This is a genomic window from Rhodobacteraceae bacterium D3-12 (genome assembly GCA_025916135.1).
Lineage (GTDB): Bacteria > Pseudomonadota > Alphaproteobacteria > Rhodobacterales > Rhodobacteraceae > JAKGBX01.
The window spans coordinates 3,397,789-3,414,741 of record CP104793.1 but is presented as its reverse complement, the minus strand read 5'-3'; the positions used below and the strand labels follow the sequence as shown (position 1 = coordinate 3,414,741).

16 protein-coding genes are annotated in these 16,953 nt (G+C 59.8%); 7 read left to right on the top strand and 9 right to left on the bottom strand.

Annotated features, from left to right (window positions below; genetic code table 11):
• The first annotated feature begins 141 nt into the window (after nt 1-141).
• On the top strand, nt 142-2,034 hold the full coding sequence (gene prpE, locus N4R57_16895) for a propionate-CoA ligase PrpE (protein UYV36655.1): 1,893 nt from the start codon (nt 142-144) through the stop codon (nt 2,032-2,034).
• Between the two features lie 59 nt (nt 2,035-2,093).
• A complete protein-coding gene (recO, locus tag N4R57_16890; protein ID UYV36654.1) occupies nt 2,094-2,822 on the top strand; it encodes a DNA repair protein RecO in 729 nt (242 codons plus the stop codon).
• Here the strand turns inward: recO and N4R57_16885 are convergent.
• Together N4R57_16885 and N4R57_16880 are read right to left on the bottom strand one after the other, a co-directional pair.
• Nucleotides 2,803-3,216, bottom strand: coding sequence for an META domain-containing protein (locus tag N4R57_16885; protein UYV36653.1), 414 nt, complete (start codon nt 3,214-3,216; stop codon nt 2,803-2,805). The genes recO and N4R57_16885 overlap by 20 nt on opposite strands.
• Nucleotides 3,213-3,344, bottom strand: coding sequence for a hypothetical protein (locus N4R57_16880; protein UYV36652.1), 132 nt, complete (start codon nt 3,342-3,344; stop codon nt 3,213-3,215). The genes N4R57_16885 and N4R57_16880 overlap by 4 nt, the downstream gene beginning before the upstream one ends.
• A gap of 612 nt (nt 3,345-3,956) precedes the next feature.
• Here N4R57_16880 and glpK point away from each other — a divergent pair.
• Nucleotides 3,957-5,438 carry a glycerol kinase GlpK gene (gene glpK, locus N4R57_16875; protein ID UYV36651.1) on the top strand — a complete coding sequence of 494 codons (1,482 nt, stop codon included), beginning with the start codon at nt 3,957-3,959 and terminating at the stop codon, nt 5,436-5,438.
• Nucleotides 5,439-5,779: 341 nt separating this feature from the next.
• Here the strand turns inward: glpK and N4R57_16870 are convergent, their stop codons facing one another.
• The 7 genes from N4R57_16870 to N4R57_16840 form a co-directional block, all read right to left on the bottom strand.
• Nucleotides 5,780-6,262 carry an RNA pyrophosphohydrolase gene (locus tag N4R57_16870; protein ID UYV39604.1) on the bottom strand — a complete coding sequence of 161 codons (483 nt, stop codon included), beginning with the start codon at nt 6,260-6,262 and terminating at the stop codon, nt 5,780-5,782.
• Between the two features lie 25 nt (nt 6,263-6,287).
• On the bottom strand, nt 6,288-7,631 hold the full coding sequence (locus N4R57_16865) for a S41 family peptidase (protein ID UYV36650.1): 1,344 nt from the start codon (nt 7,629-7,631) through the stop codon (nt 6,288-6,290).
• 3 nt (nt 7,632-7,634) lie between these two features.
• The gene (locus N4R57_16860) at nt 7,635-8,720 is read right to left on the bottom strand and encodes a peptidase M23 (protein UYV36649.1); all 1,086 of its coding nucleotides are present in this window, start codon (nt 8,718-8,720) and stop codon (nt 7,635-7,637) included.
• A gap of 68 nt (nt 8,721-8,788) precedes the next feature.
• Nucleotides 8,789-10,312 (bottom strand): 2,3-bisphosphoglycerate-independent phosphoglycerate mutase, encoded by a 1,524-nt coding sequence (gene gpmI, locus N4R57_16855; protein UYV36648.1) that lies wholly within the window; start codon nt 10,310-10,312, stop codon nt 8,789-8,791.
• A 222-nt stretch (nt 10,313-10,534) separates the two neighbouring features.
• Entirely contained in the window at nt 10,535-11,005 is a 471-nt protein-coding gene (gene rlmH / locus N4R57_16850; protein ID UYV36647.1) for a 23S rRNA (pseudouridine(1915)-N(3))-methyltransferase RlmH, read from the bottom strand.
• 4 nt (nt 11,006-11,009) lie between these two features.
• Nucleotides 11,010-11,378, bottom strand: coding sequence for a ribosome silencing factor (gene rsfS, locus N4R57_16845; protein ID UYV39603.1), 369 nt, complete (start codon nt 11,376-11,378; stop codon nt 11,010-11,012).
• Nucleotides 11,354-12,949, bottom strand: coding sequence for a mechanosensitive ion channel (locus tag N4R57_16840; GenBank protein ID UYV36646.1), 1,596 nt, complete (start codon nt 12,947-12,949; stop codon nt 11,354-11,356). Before N4R57_16840 ends, rsfS begins: the two co-directional genes overlap by 25 nt.
• A gap of 126 nt (nt 12,950-13,075) precedes the next feature.
• Here N4R57_16840 and N4R57_16835 point away from each other — a divergent pair, with 126 nt between their 5' ends.
• The 4 genes from N4R57_16835 to N4R57_16820 all read left to right on the top strand — a co-directional run bounded on the left by N4R57_16835 (nt 13,076) and on the right by N4R57_16820 (nt 16,928).
• The gene (locus tag N4R57_16835; protein ID UYV36645.1) at nt 13,076-13,465 is read left to right on the top strand and encodes a VOC family protein; all 390 of its coding nucleotides are present in this window, start codon (nt 13,076-13,078) and stop codon (nt 13,463-13,465) included.
• Nucleotides 13,466-13,701: 236 nt separating this feature from the next.
• Nucleotides 13,702-15,105, top strand: coding sequence for a 3-isopropylmalate dehydratase large subunit (gene leuC, locus N4R57_16830; GenBank protein ID UYV36644.1), 1,404 nt, complete (start codon nt 13,702-13,704; stop codon nt 15,103-15,105).
• Complete coding sequence (leuD, locus tag N4R57_16825) at nt 15,105-15,710, top strand: 3-isopropylmalate dehydratase small subunit (GenBank protein ID UYV36643.1); 606 nt, start codon at nt 15,105-15,107, stop codon at nt 15,708-15,710. The genes leuC and leuD overlap by 1 nt, the downstream gene beginning before the upstream one ends.
• A 414-nt stretch (nt 15,711-16,124) precedes the next feature.
• Nucleotides 16,125-16,928 (top strand): hypothetical protein, encoded by an 804-nt coding sequence (locus N4R57_16820; GenBank protein UYV39602.1) that lies wholly within the window; start codon nt 16,125-16,127, stop codon nt 16,926-16,928.
• The last annotated feature ends 25 nt before the right edge of the window (nt 16,929-16,953 follow it).

The following is a 16,953-nucleotide window of genomic DNA, read 5'->3' as shown; positions in this document are numbered from 1 at the left end:
GAGGGTTTGCAGAAGTTTGCAGCGCATTTGCGGGGCAATCTGCAAAACACTTGCGATAAACTGACGCTACGTCGTGCAAGAGACTTGCGGCGGAGCCTGTGCAACGCCTAAGCCCGATGCAAAGCTGAGGAGGAGTATGCCATGGGATACCGCGAAGTTTATGACGCCTGGAAAGCCGACCCGGAAGGGTTTTGGATGGATGCGGCGCAGGCGATTGATTGGGTCGAGGCGCCGTCAAAGGCGCTGACCGACAAAGGCAATAACCTGTATGAATGGTTCGCGGATGCCAAGGTAAACACCTGCTATAACGCGGTGGACCGCCACGTCGAGAATGGCCGCGCCGAGCAAACGGCGATCATTTACGACAGCCCGATCACGGGCCGCAAAGAGCACATCAGCTTTGCCGCGCTAAAAGACCGTGTTGCGGGGCTCGCCGGGGCGCTAAAGGCGAAGGGCGTCGAAAAAGGCGATCGCGTGGTGATCTATATGCCGATGGTGCCGCAGGCGATCGAGGCGATGCTGGCCTGTGGGCGGATCGGGGCGATCCATTCGGTGGTGTTCGGCGGGTTTGCGGCGAACGAGCTGGCCGTGCGGATTGACGATGCCAAGCCCAAGGCGATCATCGCGGCCTCTTGCGGGTTGGAGCCGGGGCGGGTGGTGAAATACAAACCCCTGCTGGATGGTGCGATTGATCTGGCCAGCCACAAGCCGGAGTTCACGATCATCCTGCAACGCGAGGAAGAGGTTGCGCCGCTGATCGAGGGGCGTGATTTTGACTGGTATGCTGCGCAAGAGGGTGTCGCGCCGGCGGAGTGTGTGCCGGTGGAGGGCAACCACCCGTCCTATATCCTATATACTTCGGGCACGACCGGCGCGCCCAAGGGTGTGATCCGCCACACGGCGGGACAGCTTGTTGCGCTGAACTGGACCATGAAGAACATCTATGCCGTTGATCCGGGCGAGGTGTTCTGGGCCGCGTCAGATGTGGGTTGGGTCGTCGGGCATTCCTATATTGCCTATGCGCCCTTGATCCACGGCAACACCACCATCGTGTTTGAGGGCAAGCCGGTAGGCACGCCGGATGCGGGCACGTTCTGGCGGGTGATTTCCGAGCATGACGTAAAGAGCTTTTTCACCGCGCCGACCGCCTTTCGCGCAGTCAAGCGGGAGGACCCGAAGGGCGAGTTCGTCAAGAAATACGACCTGTCGTGCCTGCGAAATGTTTATCTTGCCGGAGAGCGGGCAGACCCGGACACGATCATCTGGGCGCAAGATCAACTGGGCGTGCCGGTGATTGACCATTGGTGGCAAACCGAGACGGGCTGGTCGATTGCGGCGAACCCGGTGGGGATTGAGCTTTTGGATGTGAAGCTCGGCAGCCCATCGGTGCCGATGCCGGGACATGAGGTGCATGTGCTGGACGAGGGCGGGCATCCGCTTCCGCCCGGAGAGTTAGGGGCGATTGCGATCAAACTGCCATTGCCGCCGGGGACATTGCCGAACCTCTGGAATGCCGAAGAGCGGTTCCAGAAAAGCTATCTCAACGCCTTTCCGGGGTATTACGAAACCGGCGATGCGGGGATGATCGACGAGGACGGATACCTTTATATCATGGCGCGCACCGATGACGTGATCAACGTGGCCGGGCATCGGCTTTCGACGGGCGGTATGGAAGAGGTTCTGGCCGGGCACCCGGATGTGGCGGAATGCGCCGTGATCGGGGTAACGGACCAGTTGAAAGGGCAATTGCCGGTGGGGTTCCTGTGCCTGAACGCGGGTTGCAACCGCCCGCATGAAGAGGTGACGGCGGAGGTGGTCAAGCTGGTCCGTGAAAAGATTGGCCCGGTGGCGGCGTTCAAGCTGGCCGTGGTGGTGGATCGGCTGCCCAAGACCCGCTCGGGCAAGATTTTGCGTGGCACGATGGTGTCGATTGCGGATGGGTCTGAATGGAAGATGCCTGCGACCATCGACGATCCGGCGATTTTGGAAGAGATCGCCGAGGCGCTGCAAACGATCGGCTATGCCGAGGCGTGATTTGCGGCACGCGTGGCAGGGTGGTTTCAGCGCCCTGCCAATTGCCCTAAGCTGACGCCATGGAATGGCGGGATCACGGGATATTGCTAAGCGTTCGGCGGCACGGGGAATCCAGTGCCATCATTGACGTGTTCACCGAAGAGCATGGCCGCCATGCCGGGGTTGTGCGCGGTGGCGCTAGTCGGAAAATTGCCCCGATCCTGCAGCCGGGTGCACAGCTTGACGTGGCGTGGCGGGCGCGGCTGGAAGAGCATATCGGAAGCTATCAGGTAGAGCCTTTGCGCTCTCGTGCGGCGGCCGTGATGGGATCGCGGCTGGCGCTTGCCGGGTTGAATGCGGTGGCGTCGGTTCTGAGTTTTTGTCTGCCGGAACGCGAGGCGCATGGCGCGCTTTACCGGCGCACCGAACAGTTGATGGACCTGCTGGGGCAAGACGGGCTTTGGCCGCTGGCCTATTTGCGGTGGGAGCTGGCGCTGCTTGAGGAAATGGGCTTTGGGCTGGATTTAGGCCGATGCGCCGTCACCGGCAGTTCCGAGGGTTTGGAATTCGTATCACCAAAGACCGGGCGGGCGGTGTCGCGCGAAGGCGCGGGCGAGTGGGTGGACCGGTTGTTGCCGCTGCCACCGACGCTCTTGGGTAAGGGCGATGCGCCGGATGCAGAAATTGTTCAAGGGTTTAACCTAACAGGGTATTTTCTGCGGCACAAACTGGCGCAGGAACTGGTTCACAAACCCTTGCCAGAGCCACGGCAGCGGTTTGTCGATCTGTTCACTCGGTCGGTGGCATGAGGCGGAAGACCATACTTTGTCTGCCGGCTCCGGTTAAAAGCAAGTGGCTGTCTGACGCATCGGCTTGGCTCATTTCGCCAAGAGCCTTGAGGAAGGCCTGTTCTGCCGCCAGCTCAGGGCAGGCGCGGCGGGTGGCGCCGATTTGGCCCGCTTTGAACCAAGGGTAGTCGCCCCACATCTTGCCGAAATACCGGTTACAGGGGGCTTGTCCAGCAAGCTTGCCGGGTTCGGGGAACGTGAGTGTGGCGCGCGCGGTAAACGGCGCGCCGTTGAGTTCGATCAACTGCCAGACATGGCCGGGCGCATCAAAGGGCGGGTGGTTGCCATGGGCCGAGACGGGTGAAGTTGTGGCATGCAGCGCCGTCAGAATGAGGGTGAACAGTAGCGTTTTCATCGTAGAGCCAAGATTAGGTCAACCAACGTGCCAAGGGCAGCATCGTTGCTTTTGTTATCACGCATCGACAGGTCGGCCATACCGATGGCCGCTGCATAGATTGCGCGGGTGAGATCGGGGTTGGTCACCCCGCAGTCCGCCAGAAGCGAAGACAGCGCGGTAAGGCAGTGCGCATCAACACGCGCAACCGTTTCGGCAGCAGCTTCGGAGTCGCGTGCCCACGCGCGAGATCGAAGGTTCTGCGCTTTGCCAGTCGTTGTCTTGAAGGTCACGGCTCGCGAGGAGTTGGGTTAGCGCGCGTAGACGGCTGGCGGCTTGGTCATCCTCGCTTGCGGTGGCGTCAATCGCGGCAAGGCATTGCTCTTCCCACATCACAAGTAGCTTGCGTTGAAAGTCAGGTAAGTCTTTGAAGTGCCAGTAGAATGACCCTTTTGTCGCGCCAACATCGGCGGCGAGTCTATCGACTTTGAGCGCCGAAGGCCGAGCGAAGATAAGGTTTGAAACCCGGCGCGCAGCCAATCAGCGCGCGAGAGGCGCGGTTTTTTGGCGGGGCGCTTGCTGACTGCGGTTTTCATAGTGGGGACCATACGCGGGCGCCTGCGTGGCAGCAATACGAGCATCTCAATACGGGCAAAGGGTCGCGCCGAAAATGCGGCGATGGTGGCGGTCACGGGGTTGCATAAGAGGCGGGATGCCCGGAATATCGGCAGACGACCGATCGCTTGGGGAGGGGAAAGCCCGTGTCACATATTCTGGCGCTGGATCAAGGCACAACGTCAAGCCGGGCGATTGTGTTTGACGCTGAAATGCGGGTTAAATCCGTGGGACAGGAGGAGTTTCCGCAGCATTTTCCGCGCTCTGGCTGGGTTGAGCATGATCCCGAAGACTTGTGGCAAAGCACGCGGCGCTCGGCGGAGCTCGCCTTGGTAAGGGCCGGGGTGCGGGCAGAAGATCTGTCCGGGATCGGGATCACCAATCAGCGTGAGACGACCCTGCTTTGGGACCGCGAGACAGGTGTGCCTGTTTATAATGCGGTTGTGTGGCAGGATCGGCGCACAGCGGATATGTGCCACATGCTTCGCGAGGCGGGGCATGAGGAGATGATCCGCGCACGCACCGGGCTTTTGCTTGATCCTTACTTCTCGGGCACCAAGCTGCGTTGGTTGTTAGAGAACGTAGAAGGGGCGCGGGCCAAGGCAGAGGCCGGGCGGTTGGCTTTTGGCACGGTGGACAGTTGGCTGATCTGGAAGCTGACCGGAGGGCGGGCGCATGTGACGGATGCCACCAATGCGGCGCGCACCATGTTGTATAATATCGTCGACGGGGTGTGGGATGGCGAGATTTGCGCGGCTCTCGACATTCCGATGAGCCTTTTGCCTGAGGTCCGCGATTGCGCGGCGGATTTCGGAATGAGCGAGCAATTTGGTGCTGCGGTGCCGATTTTGGGCGTTGCGGGGGATCAGCAGGCGGCAACGATTGGGCAGGCCTGTTTCAAGCCGGGCATGATGAAGTCGACTTATGGCACCGGATGCTTTGCGTTGTTGAATACGGGCGAGAGATTGATCCGTTCGGAGAACCGGTTGTTGGGCACTGTGGCCTACCAGTTGGACGGTCAGGTGACCTATGCGCTGGAGGGGTCGATTTTTGTCGCGGGTGCAGTGGTGCAATGGCTGCGTGATGGGCTGAAAATCGTGTCGGAGGCCGGGGAGACGCAAGCTTTGGCTGAAACTGCGGACCCGGAGCAGGAGGTGATTGTGGTGCCCGCGTTTACCGGGCTGGGCGCGCCGTATTGGGATGCGGAGTGCCGCGGTGCGATGTTCGGGCTGACCCGTGGAACCGGGCCGGCGGAGATTGCCCGTGGGGCGCTGCAAAGCGTTGGGTTTCAGACGGCGGATTTGTTGCGGGCGATGCTGGAGGATTGGCCGGGCGCGGGTTTGGATACCGTGCTTAGGGTGGATGGCGGCATGGTGGCAAGCGATTGGACCATGCAGTTCGTGGCCGACATCCTTGGGGCGCCTGTAGACCGGCCAGTGGTTTCAGAAACGACCGCGCTGGGCGCTGCGTGGCTGGCGGGGATGCGAGCCGGGCTTTACCCGACGATGGAGGGTTTTGCCGCGAATTGGGCGCTCGACCACCGGTTTGAACCCCGCATGAGCACGGCTGAACGTGACCGGCTATATGGTGGTTGGAGGGACGCGGTGGCGCGCACCTTGTCGAAGTAACGAGGATCTAGGCGCGTAGAATGGTTGGTGAATAGCGTGCGGATCAGGTTCGAACTGGAAGATTTGGGGTGAGATAAAACACCTCGTTTAACCGCTTGTTAAGGTTAACGCGCTAGTTTGAAGCAGCGGTACAGGCTGGGGAGCCGTTGGCCGCCCATTGAAGAAACGCGCCGCAAAGCGCCTGTTCTCGTAAGCATCGACGAAAGGTCGACCGGCGAGGCATGGCGCGGCGCCCCCGAAAATCGGGATGACCCCGGCGAAATTCTCGTGATGTGAATGCTTGTGCTAGAATGGTACTGAGTTTCGCCGGGGCGCTTTACAGCAGAACCCATTGGAGCCTGTCACAAGGCCGCTTTGAACTCGTTTAATACGGCTTCATAGACCGCGCGTTTGAACGGCACGATATTCTCGATCAATGCATCCGGCGCAAGCCAGCGCCATTCGGAAAATTCCGGGTGGTCGGTAGCGATATTGACGTCACTGTCGCGCCCTTGAAAACGGAGGAGGAACCATTTCTGTTCTTGCCCACGAAAGCGGCCTTTCCAGATGTTGGGCACCACGTCATGGGGCAGATCATAGCTGAGCCAACCTTTGGTTTCCGTCTCGACAGTGACCAGCGCGGGCGACACACCGGTTTCTTCCAACAATTCTCGCAGGGCGGCATCGCGCGGGGTTTCACCCGCGTCGATCCCGCCTTGCGGCATTTGCCAAGCCGCCTGATCATTGTCGATACGCTGACCGACAAAGACGTGCCCATCCGCATTAACCAGCATAACGCCGACATTGCGCCGATAGGGCAACGCCGCGATTTCGTCGGGCGTCATGGATTTGACCTTGGTCACAACGGGATCAGTCGTTGGGGCCAAGAGCGGACAGGCCTTTGAGGATGTCGATGGCATAGGCCAGTTGGTAATCCTCTTCGCGCAGCTTGGCCGAGGCTTCGGCTTTGGCGCGATCGGCCTCGATCTGTTTGATCTCATCCGGGGACAGGCTGTCGTTTTTGAGCGCGCCGCGCAGGTCCGCTTCGGAACGGTTGCGTGGTTTGATGGGGGCCTTGGCATCGCCGGCGTCGGCTTTGGGGTCTTTGCGCGGTTGGGCGACAACGATGTCGGGCGAAATGCCAAGCGCCTGAATAGAGCGGCCCGACGGGGTGTAGTAGCGTGCCGTGGTCAGACGCATCGCGCCACCGCCACGCAGGGGCATGACCGTCTGGACCGACCCTTTGCCGAAGCTGCGCGTGCCGATGACGATAGCACGGCGGTGATCCTGCAAGGCACCGGCGACAATCTCGGAGGCCGACGCGGAGCCACCGTTGATCAGCACGACGAGCGGTTTGGTCGCCGCCAGATCACCGGGTTGGGCATTATAGCGGTCACCATCTTCGGGGTTACGGCCGCGTGTTGAGACGATTTCGCCTGAGTCGAGGAAGGCATCGGAGACCTTGATCGCCTGTGTCAGCAGGCCTCCGGGGTTGTTCCGCAGATCGAGCACGAAGCCGTTCACATTGGCCATACCGCCCGCTTCTTCGACCTGTTTGGCGAGGCCTTGAGCGAGGTTCGGATAGGTTTGATCGTTGAACGTAGTGACACGCAGCACCACTGTTTTGCCTTCGGTCCGGGTGCGCACAGCCGTCAGTTTGATCGTGTCGCGGATGATGGAGATATCAAACGGCTCATCGCGGCCTTCGCGCGCAATGGTGATAATGATCTCTGATCCAACCGGCCCGCGCATCATTTCAACCGCTTGGTCCAAGGTCAGGCCAAGCAGGGATTCGCCGTTCACGTGGGTGATGAAGTCGCCCGCTTCGACTCCGGCTTCGTCCGCCGGGGTGCCATCAATCGGAGAGACGACTTTTACAAAGCCTTCTTCCTGTGTGACTTCGATGCCAAGGCCGCCAAATTCGCCGCGCGTTTGCACGCGCATGTCTGCGGCCGCGTCGGGTGACAAATAGGAGGAGTGCGGATCAAGTGAGGTGAGCATCCCGTTAATCGCGGCTTCGATCAGGTCGCCTTCGTTCACCTTTTCAACATATTGCGAGCGGATGCGTTCGAAGATGTCGCCGAACAGGTCGAGCTGTTGGTAGACATTCGTCTGTTTCGCAGATTCCTGTGCAAGAAGTGGCGCGGCCACCTGTGTGGTGACGATGCCGCCGGCCAGAATGCCGACGCTTGCAGCCATTAGGAACTTCTTCATCTGTTATCCATCCTTCGCGATGCGGAACCAAGCGGAGGGGTCCACCGGAACGTTGTCTTCTCTGAACTCTATATAGAGCGTTTCTGTGCGGTCGTTACCAGCCCCTTCGCTTGACTGGGTCAAAATCTCGCCGATTTTTGGGTCGGTGCCGCCCATCAAACCGACAGGCGCGCCGGAGGGGAGCACTTGTCCGATGTCACCATAGACCACATCAAGACCGGCCAAAACGATCAACAGGCCGGATTGCGGCTCAAGGATCATCACGTTTCCGTAGTCGAGCAGCGGGCCGTGATAGCGGATCGTCGCCGCCGTGGGCGTCGTGACGAGGGCGCGAGGGCGGGTGGCCATGATGATGCCGGGGCGGGTGATGCCCGCGGCGTCCGAGCCCATGAAGCCGCGCAGAACGCGGCCTTGGACCGGCAAGGTCAAAGCGCCTTTGCGATGCGATATGTCCGGCAGGCTGCCCGCGGCTTCGCCGACGGCAATATCGGCGAGGCCCGAGGCGAACCCCTGAAGTGTTTCGGTCGAGGCGATCAGCAGCGCAGTGCGCACCGGGTCTTGGGTAAAGCGGCGCGGCAGGTCTGTGCGGTCGGCCACCGCTTTGGAGAGCGCGGTGCGGGCATCCTGTAGCCCTTTGAGGCCATCGCGCAACGTATTGGCAGCGTTGTCCTGAAGCTTGCGCAGGGTGGTGACCTCTTCAAGCTTGGAGCGCAGCTCGCTGACGCGAACATTGAGCGCGGGTGTCACATCGGCGAGAACCATGCCAGCGCGCGCCGTGCCGGTGGGGCCGGCTGGATGCAGAAGGCTGGTTGGGGCGCGGCTGTCGCCCATGGATTGCAAGACACCCAAAAGGCGCGAGATTTCGTCTTCGCGCGCAGTCAGTTCGCGTGTCAGGGTTTGTTCGCGGATCGAGGCATGGCGCAGGCCTTCGCGCATGGCGGCAAGCCCGTCTTCGAAGGCGCGGATGGTTTCGGACAGCGCCTTGACCCGGTCACGCGCGCTTTCGGCCTTATCAAGGCCAATGGTGGCTTGTTCAAGCCGTGCAGCGGCGGTTCTTGCGGCTTCGGCGGGGTCGGGGGTTTGCGCCATGCTCGCGGGGGCAACTGCTAAGACTAGCCCAGTTGCGGCAACGAGCCTGAGGAGAGCGGCGCGTGTCCTCATGCAAGCAGGCTTTCACCAGTCATTTCTGCAGGTTTAGGCAGGCCCATCAACGCGAGCAAGGTTGGCGCAAGATCAGAGAGCCGCCCACCAGAGCGCAGGGTGGCCCCGTCAGGGCCGCCAAACAACGCCACCGGCACAGGGTTGATGGTATGTGCGGTGTGCGGGCCGCCCGTGACCGGGTCGACCATGGTTTCGCAATTGCCGTGATCGGCGGTCACGATCATAGCGCCGCCTGCCTTTTCGATCGCGGTCATCACTTGTCCCAACCCTGTATCGACCGCTTCGCAGGCTTTGATCGCGGCTTGCAGGTCGCCGGTATGGCCGACCATGTCGGGGTTGGCGAAGTTGGTGACAATCAAGTCATAGCCGTCTTCGATGGCGCGAATGAATGCGCTGGTCACTTCGGCGGCGGACATTTCCGGTTGCAGATCATAGGTGGCCACTTTGGGCGAGGGGGCCATGTAGCGGTCTTCGCCTTGTTCGGGTTGTTCCTTGCCACCGTTCAGGAAGAAGGTGACATGGGGATATTTCTCGGTCTCGGCGAGGCGGAATTGACGCAAGCCGTGCTTGGCCACCCATGTGCCGAGCGTGTTTACAATGTCACGCGAGGGAAACATGGTGGTCATATAGGCATTATGGCTGTCGGAATATTCGACCATCCCCATCAGCGCCGCAAGGGTCGGGCGCGGGCCGGTGTCGAAGGCATCAAACGCCGGGTCGCCAATGGCGGCGAGGATTTCGCGGGCGCGGTCGGCGCGGAAGTTCAGGCACCAGAGCCCATCGCCGTTCTGAACGCCCTGATAGTCGCCCAGAACCGTGGCGGTGATGAACTCGTCGCTTTCCGAGCGGTTGTAGGCGTTATTGATGGCGGTTTTGGCGTCTGCCGTTTTGTGTTGCCCGCGGGCGTCGATCATCGCGTGGTAGGCTTCGCAGACACGCTCCCAGCGATTGTCGCGGTCCATGGCGAAATAGCGGCCAGTCAGGGTGGCGATCCGGGCACCCTTGGGCAGGGCCTCTTCCAGAGTAGCGAAGTAGGTCAGGGCCGAACGCGGCGCAACATCGCGGCCATCGGTGATGGCATGGATGGCAACCGGGATGCCGGCGTCGGTCAGGGCCGTGACCGAGGCGATCAAATGATCGAGTGATCCATGGACACCGCCATCAGAAACCAGCCCCATGATATGGGCTGTGCCGCCGCTGTCTTTCAGCGTGGCAATAAAGCCCAGCAGGGCGGGCGTGTCAAAGAAAGAGCGGTCTTCGATAGCAAGATCAATTTGGCCAAGGTCCATCGCAACAACGCGACCCGCGCCAATGTTGGTATGGCCAACCTCGGAGTTGCCCATTTGACCGGAGGGCAGGCCAACGTCGGGGCCATGGGTGGTGAGAAGCGCATGTGGGCAGCTTGACATGAGACGGTCAAAGGCGGGCGTGTTGGCGAGCGCGGGCGCATTGGCCGCCGTGTCGGTGCGGTGGCCCCAACCGTCGAGAATACAGAGAACCACGGGTTTTGGATTGCTCATTGCCTGCCTTCCTCTTTGCAGGTGCATTTAAGGCGTGTTGGGCGCGGGGGCAACCGGCGGATTGCCGCCCTTGGGTGTTACTGCCCATGCGCCTGCGCACCTGAAGGCGGCAGCGGGTCAAGAATTCGCAGGTTTTAACGGGGTGTGGGCGGTGGAAATGCGTTTCTGGAGAAAGGTGAAGGGGCGCGGGGCTGCTCAGATTCGCCGGTAAGGCGCGGTGAGTCAGGCGCGGTGATATGGGGCACCGGCGAGGATCGAGGCGGCGCGGTAGAGTTGTTCTGTCAGCATGACGCGGGCCAGCATATGCGGCCAGACCATTTTGCCGAAGCTGAGAGAGAGCGTGGCGCGGGCGCGTAGATCCGGTGAGAGGCCATCTGCCCCGCCAATAAGAAAGGCAAGGTCGCTGGTGCCATCGTCACGTAACCGGGCGAGCGTTTGGGCGAAATCGGGGGAGGTCATCAGCTTGCCCCGTTCATCAAGCGCGATGGCGGTTGCGTTGCCGGGCATGGCGCGCGTGAGGAGGGCGGCTTCGGCCTCCATGCCGCCGCCCTTGCGGTCTTCGACTTCGGTGAGGGTGAGCGGACCGAGACCAAGCGCGCGGCCGGTTCGGTCAAACCGCGTGGTATAGTCGCCGATCAAGTCTTTCTCGGGCCCCGAGCGGAGCCGACCGACGGCACAGATCGTGACGCGCATTGCCCTAGCTTGGCGTTTGTGCGGTGGTGGCGGTCGTCTGCCACATCTTTTCGAGTTGGTAGAACTCGCGCACTTCGGGGCGGAACACGTGGACGATGATATCGCCCGTGTCGATCAGCACCCAATCACCAGCATCTTTGCCTTCGATTTTGGACAGGCGACCGAGCCCGGATTTGAGCCGGTCGACAAGCTTCTCGGCGATGGCGCCAACCTGACGCGAGGAGCGCCCGGAGCAGACAACCATATAGTCACCAATGGACGATTTGCCGCGCAGGTCGATTTGCACGACGTCTTCGGCCTTGTCCTCGGAGAGCGATGAAAGGATCAGTGCAAGCAGTTCTTCGCTTGTCACGGTATTGGGGCCGCCAGCGATTGCTCCCCCTTCTGGAACGGCGTGAGCCGTATCAACATGCGTTGACAGGACAAAGTCCTCCTTTGTTGCGCACCTGCATGGACCCCGGTGCCGGGCATAGTTTTAGCGTAGCACTCAAGATGTGAATGCTCAATGAAAGCTTCAAGGGGCAATGGGGGCTGTGGCGAAAATGCGCAAGGGTTAATCGGATGGGAGCTGCTTTTCGGGCGTGTCGTGGGGGGCGCGATGGTCGTGTGGGAGGTCCCCTCGCCCAGCATGCGGACTTCGCGTTGAGGGAAGGGGATGGAGATGTCGTTTTCCTGAAACGCATCCCAGAGCGCGAGGTAGACATTGCCACGGATGTTGGTGAGGCCTTGATTTGGATCGCGGATCCAGAAGCGCAGGATGTAGTCGACCGAGCTGTCTCCGAAGCCGACGATGTGACACACGGGCGGTTTGGAGGACAGCACGCGGATTACCCCTTGGGCGGCTTCGATCGCGATGGCGCGGACCTTGTGGGGGTCATCGCCGTAGGCCGCACCGAAATAGATATCGAGACGCACGAAATCATTGGTGTGGGACCAGTTCACCACCTGGCTGGTGATCAGGTCTTCGTTCGGAATGAGGTATTCCTTGCCGTTGCGGGTAACGACAGATGTGTAGCGCGCGCCGAGCGTGTCGATCCAGCCGAAGGTTTCGCCCAGAGAGATCACGTCGCCGGGTTTGATCGACTTGTCGAGCAGAATGATCACGCCAGAGACGAGGTTCGACACCACCTTTTGCAGCCCGAAGCCGAGGCCGACGCCGATGGCGCCGGACAGCACCGCAAGGCCGGTAAGATCAACGCCGCTGGCCTTGAGGCCAATAAAGATGGCCGCACCATAGAGCGCCACCTGAACGAACTTGACAGCCAGCACCTGCATCGAGGGGCTGATGTCTTCGTTACGTTTCAGCCCGGCCGAGGTGGAGCGGGAAATGAAACGGGCGATAAACACAAGGACGCTGAGCGTGAAGGCCGCTTGTAGCACCAACCAGAGCGAAAGATGCAGATTGCCAAGGTCGATTGCGGCGCTTTCAAGCAGGGAGCGGACTTCGGTCGTGAGGCCGAGAATGGACAAGGTGACCCAAGTCCAGCCGATATAGCGCACCATGGCGCGCAGGAAATTGTTGACGATTAGGCGAGAGACAAGCGCGATCAGAAGCCACGCGAGGGCCAGATCGGCGATGATACCAAGCAGATAAGAGCGGGACGGCCAAGTCACCATCTGCATGATCCAGACGGTGGGCCATATGAGCCCGACAAAGAAGAACAGGCGCAACCGGCGTTGCATGAGCAACAGATAGCGAAACCGCCATTTTGGCCAGTTTTCGCGGGTTCGCATCCATTCGCGAAACCGCGGTGCCATAAATCTGGCCAGCGCCCAGGCGACTAGAAACAGCGCAATTGCCAAACCCACCTGATAGGCATTCCAAGGGCGCAACAGCCCGGTCAGAAACACCTGCGCCCGATCGGCAAGAGACATAGCGATGTCTTGGGCCAGTGGGGCGATTGTTTCGTTTGGTGAGGTAATCGTGCTTGTATGTTCGCTCATTAATCTGCCTGATGCTAGGTCTTAGCGTGGCATGGAGTGGGCCGAGCGGGCAAGGGTCTATTGCAGGCGGGCCTCTAACAGTCGCGATAGAAATGGGTGGGGCGAGTGGCAGGAAGAGAGGGTGATATGACAACGAAAACGCTTGGGTTAGTGGCGCTTTTGGTGCCGGACTATGACGTGGCCATCAGGTTTTTCCGCGATGTGATGGGCTTTGCGCTCGAGCAGGACGAGGATCAGGGGCGCGGAAAGCGATGGGTCGTCATGCGGCCGAGTGGTGGAGGCACGGGCCTGCTGCTTGCGCGGGCAGTGAGCGCCGAGCAAAGCGCGGCCATTGGCAATCAGGCGGGTGGGCGCGTCGGGTTTATTCTGAATACTGATGATTTTGCGGCCGATCACGCGAGGATGGTCGCGGCGGGGGTCAGTTTCGAAGAGGAGCCAAGACAGGAGGCTTACGGGACAGTGGCCGTGTTTCGCGATTTGTTTGGCAACCGCTGGGATCTGCTGGAATTGCAATAGCAACGCCGTGACCCAATCTGACGATTATGGGTCGCTAAACACCCATCTTGTGAGACTCGGTGCAGTTGTGTAGGAGAAACGCCATGAGAATGGTTTTTGATATGGACGACCGCGCGCGGCTGAGAGAACGCTTCTTTGGTGAAGCGCGTTCGGTGTTGGCGCGACTATAAGGCGTGGCCTCCATTCTGCTTGCCTGAACTATACAAAATTTCACGACTATGAACGGGAGAGGACCAATGTCCCCCAAGACGCTCTATGATAAAATCTGGGATGCCCATGTGGCGCACGAAGCCGAAGATGGCACGTGCCTGCTTTATATCGACCGGCATCTGGTGCACGAAGTCACCAGCCCGCAAGCCTTTGAGGGGCTGCGGATGACCGGGCGCGATGTGCGTGCACCGGACAAGACCATTGCCGTGCCGGACCATAACGTGCCGACCACGCTGGACCGGGCCAATGGTATCGACAACGAAGAAAGCCGCATTCAGGTCGATGCGCTTGATAAGAATGCCAAGGATTTTGGCATCCACTACTATCCTGTGAGTGATGTGCGCCAAGGGATCGTGCATATTGTCGGACCGGAGCAGGGTTGGACCTTGCCGGGTATGACGGTGGTGTGCGGCGATAGCCACACGGCGACGCATGGGGCCTTTGGCGCATTGGCGCATGGCATCGGAACCAGCGAAGTTGAGCATGTTCTGGCGACGCAGACGCTGATCCAGAAGAAGTCGAAGAACATGAAGGTCGAGATCACCGGCAAGCTGCGCCCCGGTGTGACGGCGAAAGACATCACGCTGGCGGTGATCGGTGAAACCGGAACGGCTGGCGGCACTGGCTATGTCATCGAATATTGCGGTGAAGCGATCCGCGATCTGAGCATGGAAGGGCGGATGACCGTCTGCAACATGGCGATCGAGGGTGGCGCACGCGCCGGACTGATCGCGCCGGATCAGACGACCTATGATTATGTGATGGGCCGCCCGCATGCTCCGAAAGGGGCGCAGTGGGAAGCTGCTCTGAACTGGTGGAAAACGCTCTATACCGATGAGGGCGCGCATTTCGACAAGGTCATCACCCTGAAAGGTGAAGAGATCGAGCCGGTGGTCACATGGGGTACCAGCCCCGAGGACGTGCTGCCGATTTCGGCCATGGTCCCCGCGCCCGAGAGCTTTTCGGGCGGCAAGGTTGAAGCCGCCAAGCGTGCTTTGGACTATATGGGTCTTGAGGCAGGTCAGAAGCTGACCGATATCGAGATCGACACGGTCTTTATCGGCTCGTGCACCAATGGCCGTATCGAGGATTTGCGTGCGGCTGCCGCGATCCTGAAAGGCAAGAAGATCAAGGACGGGATGCGGGCGATGGTCGTTCCCGGTTCGGGTCTTGTACGGGCGCAGGCCGAGGAAGAGGGGCTTGCCGATATCTTCAAGGACGCCGGATTTGAATGGCGCCTTGCGGGCTGTTCAATGTGTTTGGCGATGAACCCGGATCAATTGAGCGAAGGCGAGCGTTGTGCCTCGACATCGAACCGGAACTTTGAAGGGCGCCAAGGTTATAAAGGGCGCACCCATCTGGTTTCACCCGGCATGGCGGCGGCTGCGGCCATCACTGGCCACCTCACAGACGTACGGGAGATGATGTAATGGACAAGTTCGAAAAACTCTCTGGTATCGCGGCGCCTATGCCGTTGGTGAATATCGACACTGATATGATCATCCCTAAGGTGTTCCTGAAGACGATCAAACGGTCGGGCCTTGGCGTGAACCTGTTTGACGAGATGCGCTATGATCGCGAGGGCAATGAGATCGAGGATTTCGTGCTGAACAAGCCGGCCTATCGCGAGGCGCAGATCCTCGTGGCGGGTGACAATTTCGGCTGCGGATCAAGCCGCGAGCACGCGCCTTGGGCGTTGGCGGACTTCGGGATCAAATCGGTCATTTCGACCTCGTTTGCAGACATTTTCTTCAACAACTGCTTCAAGAATGGCATTCTGCCTATCGTGTTGCCGCAAGAGGCGGTGGATACGTTGATGGAAGATGCCGAGAAGGGTGCCAACGCCCGGATGGAAGTTGACCTTGAGGCGCAGACTGTCACCACGTCAGACGGCGAAGTGTTCAACTTTGACGTTGATCCGTTCAAGAAGCATTGCCTTTTGGAGGGGCTCGACGATATCGGGCTGACCATGGAAAAAGCCGGGTCGATTGACACATTCGAGGCCAAAGCGGCGCAGGAACGGCCCTGGGTCTGATCTAGCTTTGCGTGAATCATCTAAGGCCGCCCACATGCTGGGCGGCTTTTTTGTTTCGTTCTGGTCAACCGCTGTTGATGCCATTGCGCGACAGAACGCCTGCTGGCTAGACGCTTGAAGTTCTGCATCTACTACATCTTGTAGATGCTTGAGATCGTGCCATTTTTTTGTACCGAAAATGATGCATTCGCGCACCACTTTCACCTCTAAAAGGCCCAATACCTGAAGTCTTGTTAACCATGACTTGAGCCGAAAAGTGAAAGAAGGCAGAAATTGGGCAAGAATGAGGCAAGCCGTGGCACTTTGCGGCATCAAGTTGGAACAAAGGACCGGCATCGTATCGGTTCAGGCCAGTTTGAAGGGAATGGGGCAGTGGTATCCCGACTGACAAGCGCCTTGGTGCGCGCATCTATGATGGCTTTGCTTATTGCAATGCCGTCTCTCATGCTGCCCGATGTTGGGCCGGACACGACGCAGATCGTCGTCCTTGTTGGCATCCTTGCCTTCTTGCTGACCTTTGTCGAATATTTCAGCGAATACCCTTCGATTGTTGAATTCCGTTTCGCCGGGCCGTTTAACCGGCTGCGGTTTTTTGCGCTGTTTAGCATGGTTTTGGTGCTCTCGCTGATCTGTGCGGGTAAAACCGAGCCAACACAGCTTTCTGAACTGGCGACAAAAGTTGGCACACTTCTGGGCAAAGCGATTGATTTCCCATATTCGCCGGTGCGACTTATCGTGTTGATGATGCCTGAAGACAGCACGGCCGAGGTTCTGTCCACGGTGCGCACGGCGGCTGGGATCACCTATATGGTGTCGTTGATTGTGCTATTCGTGTTTGTCAGCATGGTCCGTCTGTTCGGCTGGCCCACGCGTCAGGGAGCCTTCAACGTATGGATCAACCTACCGCTTTTTGACCCGACCGCAGGTGGAGATGTGCTCGCACGTCTGAAACGCGACGCGGGTCTTAACATTGTGTTAGGGATTTTGCTGCCATTCTTGATTCCGGCGGTGGTGAAGGCGGCGGCGGATCTGATTGATCCGATCACGATGGACAATCCGCAGACATTGATCTGGACGATGAGCGCATGGGCCTTTTTGCCAGCAAGCATGATCATGCGCGGCATAGCGATGAGCCGCGTGGCCGATTTGATCGAGGAAAAGCGCATGCGCGCCTATGCCGAAGCCAAGGCCGAAGGCGAGGAGTTGCAGGCGGTCTAATCCGGTTTGCCGTGCTTCTGGCCCT

What these genes read in the sequence shown, in the direction of transcription:
- N4R57_16835 (UYV36645.1), top strand. Translation starts at nt 13,076, where the DNA reads ATGACAACGAAAACGCTTGGGTTAGTGGCGCTTTTGGTGCCGGACTAT.
- recO (UYV36654.1), top strand. Translation starts at nt 2,094, where the DNA reads ATGGAATGGCGGGATCACGGGATATTGCTAAGCGTTCGGCGGCACGGG.
- N4R57_16870 (UYV39604.1), bottom strand. Translation starts at nt 6,262, where the DNA reads ATGACGCCCGACGAAATCGCGGCGTTGCCCTATCGGCGCAATGTCGGC.
- N4R57_16820 (UYV39602.1), top strand. Translation starts at nt 16,125, where the DNA reads ATGGCTTTGCTTATTGCAATGCCGTCTCTCATGCTGCCCGATGTTGGG.
- prpE (UYV36655.1), top strand. Translation starts at nt 142, where the DNA reads ATGGGATACCGCGAAGTTTATGACGCCTGGAAAGCCGACCCGGAAGGG.
- leuC (UYV36644.1), top strand. Translation starts at nt 13,702, where the DNA reads ATGTCCCCCAAGACGCTCTATGATAAAATCTGGGATGCCCATGTGGCG.
- leuD (UYV36643.1), top strand. Translation starts at nt 15,105, where the DNA reads ATGGACAAGTTCGAAAAACTCTCTGGTATCGCGGCGCCTATGCCGTTG.
- rlmH (UYV36647.1), bottom strand. Translation starts at nt 11,005, where the DNA reads ATGCGCGTCACGATCTGTGCCGTCGGTCGGCTCCGCTCGGGGCCCGAG.
- N4R57_16885 (UYV36653.1), bottom strand. Translation starts at nt 3,216, where the DNA reads ATGAAAACGCTACTGTTCACCCTCATTCTGACGGCGCTGCATGCCACA.
- N4R57_16840 (UYV36646.1), bottom strand. Translation starts at nt 12,949, where the DNA reads ATGAGCGAACATACAAGCACGATTACCTCACCAAACGAAACAATCGCC.
- gpmI (UYV36648.1), bottom strand. Translation starts at nt 10,312, where the DNA reads ATGAGCAATCCAAAACCCGTGGTTCTCTGTATTCTCGACGGTTGGGGC.
- N4R57_16860 (UYV36649.1), bottom strand. Translation starts at nt 8,720, where the DNA reads ATGGCGCAAACCCCCGACCCCGCCGAAGCCGCAAGAACCGCCGCTGCA.
- N4R57_16865 (UYV36650.1), bottom strand. Translation starts at nt 7,631, where the DNA reads ATGAAGAAGTTCCTAATGGCTGCAAGCGTCGGCATTCTGGCCGGCGGC.